Consider the following 5,668-nt stretch of genomic DNA (forward strand, 5'->3'; position numbering starts at 1 on the left):
CCGCTGATGCGCGACCCCTTCTTTCGGCGCTTCTTCGAGATGCCGCCCGAACATCGGCACCGAGAGGGCAACAGCCTGGGCTCGGGGATCATCGTCGATGCCGAGCGTGGTCTGGTCCTGACCAATCAACACGTCATCGCCAAGGCGAGCGAGATCCGGGTGACCCTGCACGACGGGCGCACCCTGGTGGCCGAGTTGGTCGGGGCGGACCCGGAGACAGACATCGCGGTCCTGCGCATCCCGGCCGAGGACCTGGCCGCCTTGCCGGTGGTGGACTCGGATGCGCTTAAGGTCGGCGACTTCGTGGTCGCGATCGGCAACCCCTTCGGCTTGAGCCAGACCGTGACCTCGGGCATCGTCAGCGGACTCGGCCGCTCGGGGCTCGGGATCGAGGGCTATGAGAGCTTTATCCAGACGGACGCCTCCATCAATCCGGGCAACTCGGGCGGTCCGCTGGTGAACCTGCGCGGCGAGCTGGTCGGCGTCAATACCGCAATCCTCGCACCGGGCGGCGGCAACATCGGGATCGGTTTTGCCATCCCGGCGAACATGGCGCGGGCGGTGATGGATCAGCTCGTGGAGCACGGATCGGTTCGACGCGGCCTCTTCGGCGTCGCCATCCAGGATCTCACGCCCGAGCTGGCCGCCGCACTCGGCATCGCGCGACGCGACGGGGCCGTGGTCAACGCGGTGGAGCCCGACTCGGCCGCGGCGGAGGCCGGCCTTCAGGAAGGCGACGTGATCCTCGCGATCAACGGCGCCTCGGTGAAAGGGGCCGACGATCTTCGCAACCGCTTCGGTCTGTTGCGGGTCGGCTCGCGCGTCGAGCTTGAGATCTCGCGCGGGGGCAAGATGCGCCGGCTCAAAGGGACCATCGCCGACCCTTACGCGGCATTCGTCGAGGGACGACGCGTCGCCCCCGGTTTGGAAGGTGCGCTGCTCGGCGAGCTCGATCGTCGCGGTGGCGTTCCGGCGCTCCCCGTCGGGACCGTCGAGCCCGGCAGTCCCGCATGGAACGCAGGCCTTCGCGAGGGCGACCGCCTGCTTCAGGTCAACGGCCAACGGGTGGCGAGCCTGCGCGACGTCGCGCAGGTGCTGCACCAAACCGGTGACATCCTGAGCCTGCGCGTCCAACGCGGCGATGATCTGGTCGTCCTGGCGCGGCGCTGACCGGGCGTCCGCGATCGATTGAAACCGCGCCCGGCGCGGTATGCGTCGAGTGTCGGAGTGGCTTGGCGGCGCCGGCTCCGACGATCCGTTGATCTGGATCCGGTTGCATCCGCCGGATTTCGGTCCATGATTAGCCGAAATTGCATTGACAATTGTCTAGCCGGACCTCGCGTATCAGACCACGTACAGGTCGGGCACGAACCCGAACATGGACCGAAAGCCATCGGACAGGCGCAAAACCACCAAAGCAGTACCGAACCACCCGACGGGTGGAGGAGCACGCGATGTCAGCCATGCAAATCGCCGGACGGCAGCTCGAGATCAACAAGCAGGGTCATCTAGCCTATTTCGACGATTGGGAGCCTTCGGTCGCCACCGCCTTGGCGGAAGAGGAAGGGCTGAGCCTGACCGAATGTCATTGGGCGGTGATCAATTTCCTTCGCGAATATTACGCAACGCATGAGATGCCGCCGTCACCGAAGGTCGTCATCAAGACCGTCGGCGCCCATGTGTCACCTCATACACCTTGCTCGCGCAAGCACCTGGAGGCGCTCTTTCCGGACGGGGGCTGTAAACAGGCCTGCCGACTTGCAGGGTTACCGCGGTATTACTGCCACTCCTGCTGAACCGCGTCCGAAGAGACATGCGTGGTTTCTGAATTGGATCGGCTACGGCCGCAATAACGGACGTCGGAGCTGACGCGGTTTAGATTCCAAAGATGACGACGATCTAAGCCTCGCTCAGCTCAGCCGGCGTAGGGCAAACGACCGTAAATCCGACTCAGGACACGCAGCCGCTCGGCTGCGTCGTCCGTCAACATGTCCTCGCGATAGCGCCAGAGCCAGTTGCCCTCGGATGTCCCGGGGCGGTTCATGCACGCCTCGGCGCCCAGACCCAGAACATCCTGCATCGGGAAGAGCGCAAGCGCGGCGACCGACCCGAGCGCGCTGCGAATGAAATCCCAGTGGATCTCGCGGCCGTCGCTGTTGAGATAGAGCATCGCGTTGTGTCGGGTTGCCGGGTCGCGCAGCGCCCACCATCCGAGCAGTGTGTTGTTGTCGTGGGTGCCGGTGTAGACCGCGAGACCGGGACGGTGATTGTGGGGCAGGAAGGACGAGCGTCCGAATCCGCCCTCGGTGTCCTCGAATCCGAATTGCAGGATCGCCATGCCGGGCAGATCCAGGCCGTCGCGCAGGGCCTCCACGTCCTCGGTGATGACGCCGAGATCCTCGGCGATCAGCGGCAGGCCTTCGCCGAGTGTTGCCCGCAGTGCGTCGAAGAGCGCCATTCCGGGACCCGGCATCCAACGGCCGTTGATGGCGGTCTCCTCCGTCGCCGGGATCTCCCAGTAGCCGGCGAACCCCCGAAAGTGATCGATCCGCACAAGGTCGACCAGCTCCAAGACCCGTCGCAGGCGTTGTATCCAGAAGCTGTAGCCGTCCGCCGCCACCTTCGGCCAATCGTAAAGCGGATTACCCCAACGCTGGCCGGTCGCACTGAAATAATCCGGCGGCACACCGGCGACGACCGTCGGATGACCGGCCTCGTCGAGCTGGAACCACTCCCTATGCGTCCAGACCTCGCTCGAATCATGGGCGACGAAGATCGGCATGTCGCCGATGAGACGCACACCGCGGCTGTTGGCATAGGCGCGCAGGCCCGACCACTGCGTGTAGAAGAAGTACTGGATCAGGCGTTGGGCATCGAGCTCGCGCGCATGGGCCTTGCTCCAGCGCGCCAATGCGCCTGGCTCGCGTTGCGCCAGGTCGGCCCGCCACTCGGTCCAGGGCCGGTGTCCGTGGTGGACCTTCAGCGCATGATAGAGGGCGAAGTCGTCCAACCAGTCGGCATGCGCCTGACGGAAAAGCAGATAGTCCTCGCGATCGGTCTCGCTCGCATGCTCCTGAAAAGCATGTACCGCCCGTGCGATCAGCGCACGCTTCCACGGGATGACGGTATGGAAGTCCACCTGGTCGTTCGGGAAATCAGGGGCATCGAGATCTTCCTGGCCGAGCCAACCCGCCTCCGCCAAGAGCTCCGGACTAATCAATAACGGATTACCCGCAAAGGCGGAGGTGCACTGATAAGGCGACTCTCCGTACCCGGTCGGCCCCAACGGCAACATCTGCCACAGCCCCTGCCCCGCTGCCGCGAGAAAATCCACGAAATGCCGGGCCGAGTGCCCGAGATCGCCGATCCCGTAAGGGCCGGGTAGCGATGTCGGGTGGAGCAAAATGCCGCTGGTGCGGTGCATGCCGTGACTCCAAAGTCTGGGCGAGTGATAAAACCCGCGAGTCTACCCAAAGCGCGCTCGAAAAGCCGCGCGGGTTTGCTCGCGGGTTCTCACAGTCGACGATTTGAATTCGGCTACACTCGCTACGTCATTTCCGCGGCGGACCGACGTCGGGCGCCCGCATCCGCATGAGAGACGCGTCCAGATATTCAAGCAAATCCGGCTGTGGGCCAATATCCTCCTCGTCATCGGCGCGGCGATCATCCTGGCCATCACCACGCTCACGCTGGTGAGCCTGCACAATCTCAAGACCGTGAGCCGCACGGCGGAGGAGTCCGAGCTGCGTCATTATGCGGCGATGGCCCAGATGCAGATCCGCGAGGAGGTCGGCTTGGCCGAGGCGCTCAGCGTCCTGGTCGCCGAGATGCCGGAGGTGCAGGCGCGTTTCGCCGCGGGCGATCGCGACTGGCTGCCCGAGCAGCTGCGTCCGCCCTTCGTGGCACTCGAGCGCGACTTCGGCGCGGTCCAGTTCCAGTTCCATACCGCACCTGCCATGTCGTTTCTGCGTCTGCACATGCTGGAGAGTTTCGGCGACGACCTCTCGAGCTTCCGTCAGTCGGTCGTGGATACCAACCGCGACATCAAGCCGCACCGCGGGCTGCAATTCGGCGTCGGCGGCCTCGGCGCGCGCGGCGTGGTGCCGGTGCTCCGTGAGGGACGCCACCTCGGCTCGGTGGAATTCGGCATGTCCTTCGGCCAAACCTTCTTCGACGACTTCAAAGCAAGCTACGGCGTCGAGGCCGCGCTCGATATCCTGCGCAACGATGAGTTGCAGACCTTTGCGAGTACCCATGAAGGTCAACCCTTCCTCGGCTCGGATGCGCTCGAAGCGGCCTTCGCAGGCGAGTTCCAAGTCGCAGAGCTTCGGATCGGCACGAAACCCGTCGCCGCCAGTGCCATCACCAAGCGGATCCGCCGCCTGGCCAACGAAATCGATCGCGTCACCAACGGCGATCTGAGCGGCGGCGGCGGCGCGATCGACGGCAATGACGAGCTCGCCGACCTCGCCCGCACGCTCGACGGGATGCGCGGGCATCTCAACGCATTGGTCACGGGCGTGGAGACCACCGCCTTCTCGGTCCACGCGGCCTCGCGCGAGATCGCGCAGGGGATCGCGCAGGGGATCGCGCAGGGGATCGCGGACTCGGCCAGCGCGGCCGACATCCTTCAAGCCCTCGTCGAGGCGGCGAGCGAGACCTCGACCTCCGCGCAGCAGATCAGTCTTTCCACGCAACAGCAGCGCACCGCCAGCGATCAGGTCGTGGCCGCCTTGCGCGAGATCGTGACCGCCAGCTCGGAAACCGCCGGCGCCGTGCGCCAAATTGCCGATATCGCGCGCGACATGAGGGAGCTCTCGAGCGCCCTGCAGGGTAGCCTGGATCAATTCGTGCTCAACGGTGCACAGACACCGTCCGCCGACCCCGGCATAGCGAGCCGGCCCTGATTGCGGGGTACTGGATGCAACCTGTACGGGTATTGGTGATCGGCGACAGTCTCTCCGCAAGGGGCCTGATCCGGGCACTCATCGAGGCCGCGCCCGGCCTTGTCGTCTGCGGCGAGGCTGCGGATGGTCGGAAGGCGGTCGAGAAGGCCCTGGCGCTCAAGCCGGTCGTCGTCACCATGGATCTTCAGATGCCCGAGATGGACGGGATGCGGACCATGACACCTATTGTTCAACTTATTTTTGCTAGCCTCCTTACTGTCCGGTCAGGCCGGCACCGGCAAGACCAGCATCGCCTGCAGCTTTGCCCGAGCCGCCTGCGAGGCCGGGATCTCGACCCTCTGCATCAGCTTCGAGAAGAGCCTCGACGAGCTGATCCGCAACCAGCGCAGTATCGGCATCGATCTCGCACGCTATCACCGCGAGGACAATCACACGGTCGACGGCCTCGGCGCCCTGCTGTTGCAACCGGTTCGGGCGGTGGAGCTGGGTCTGGAGGAGCATCTGATGCGGGTCATCCGCTCGGTGCGCCGGCATCGCCCGGCGCTCGTCATCCTGGATCCGGTCAGCGGTCTGGCCGGTCGCAGCCGCGATCCGGTCTCCAAAGAGATGCTGCTGCGCCTGCTCTATCTGATCAAGGAGGAAGGCGTCACCACGGTCGCGACCGAGCTGCTCGGCGACGACAGCGCAGGCGTCAGTCATCTCGATATCTCCTCCATCATCCTAGATCCGGCAGTTGAACGGCCCCTGGAGTGCGTCCCGCG

5 protein-coding genes and 1 pseudogene are annotated in these 5,668 nt (G+C 65.1%); 5 read left to right on the forward strand and 1 reads right to left on the reverse strand.

Translation table 11 applies throughout. The features are described from left to right. Both VLR48_RS17895 and VLR48_RS17900 read left to right on the forward strand, forming a co-directional pair. Positions 1-1,170 (forward strand): Do family serine endopeptidase (locus tag VLR48_RS17895; RefSeq protein WP_325293090.1); only part of this gene is annotated, 1,170 nt, incomplete at its 5' end. A 284-nt stretch (positions 1,171-1,454) separates the two neighbouring features. Beyond that, positions 1,455-1,796 (forward strand): TusE/DsrC/DsvC family sulfur relay protein, encoded by a 342-nt coding sequence (locus tag VLR48_RS17900; RefSeq protein WP_325293091.1) that lies wholly within the window; start codon positions 1,455-1,457, stop codon positions 1,794-1,796. A gap of 119 nt (positions 1,797-1,915) precedes the next feature. On the opposite strand, the gene malQ is transcribed toward VLR48_RS17900, so the two are convergent. Further along, the gene (malQ, locus tag VLR48_RS17905; protein WP_325293092.1) at positions 1,916-3,424 is read right to left on the reverse strand and encodes a 4-alpha-glucanotransferase; all 1,509 of its coding nucleotides are present in this window, start codon (positions 3,422-3,424) and stop codon (positions 1,916-1,918) included. Between the two features lie 103 nt (positions 3,425-3,527). On the opposite strand from malQ, the gene VLR48_RS17910 reads away from it, so the two are divergent. The 3 genes and pseudogenes from VLR48_RS17910 to VLR48_RS17920 all read left to right on the forward strand — a co-directional run. Then, the gene (locus VLR48_RS17910; protein WP_325293093.1) at positions 3,528-4,907 is read left to right on the forward strand and encodes a cache domain-containing protein; all 1,380 of its coding nucleotides are present in this window, start codon (positions 3,528-3,530) and stop codon (positions 4,905-4,907) included. A gap of 14 nt (positions 4,908-4,921) precedes the next feature. After that, a pseudogene (locus VLR48_RS17915) lies at positions 4,922-5,080 on the forward strand (chemotaxis response regulator protein-glutamate methylesterase); the annotation flags it as partial. Between the two features lie 52 nt (positions 5,081-5,132). After that, positions 5,133-5,668 (forward strand): ATPase domain-containing protein (locus tag VLR48_RS17920; RefSeq protein ID WP_325293094.1); only part of this gene is annotated, 536 nt, incomplete at its 3' end.

The organism is Thiocapsa sp. (assembly GCF_035467215.1).
In the GTDB taxonomy this organism is placed as follows: Bacteria; Pseudomonadota; Gammaproteobacteria; order Chromatiales; family Chromatiaceae; genus Thiocapsa.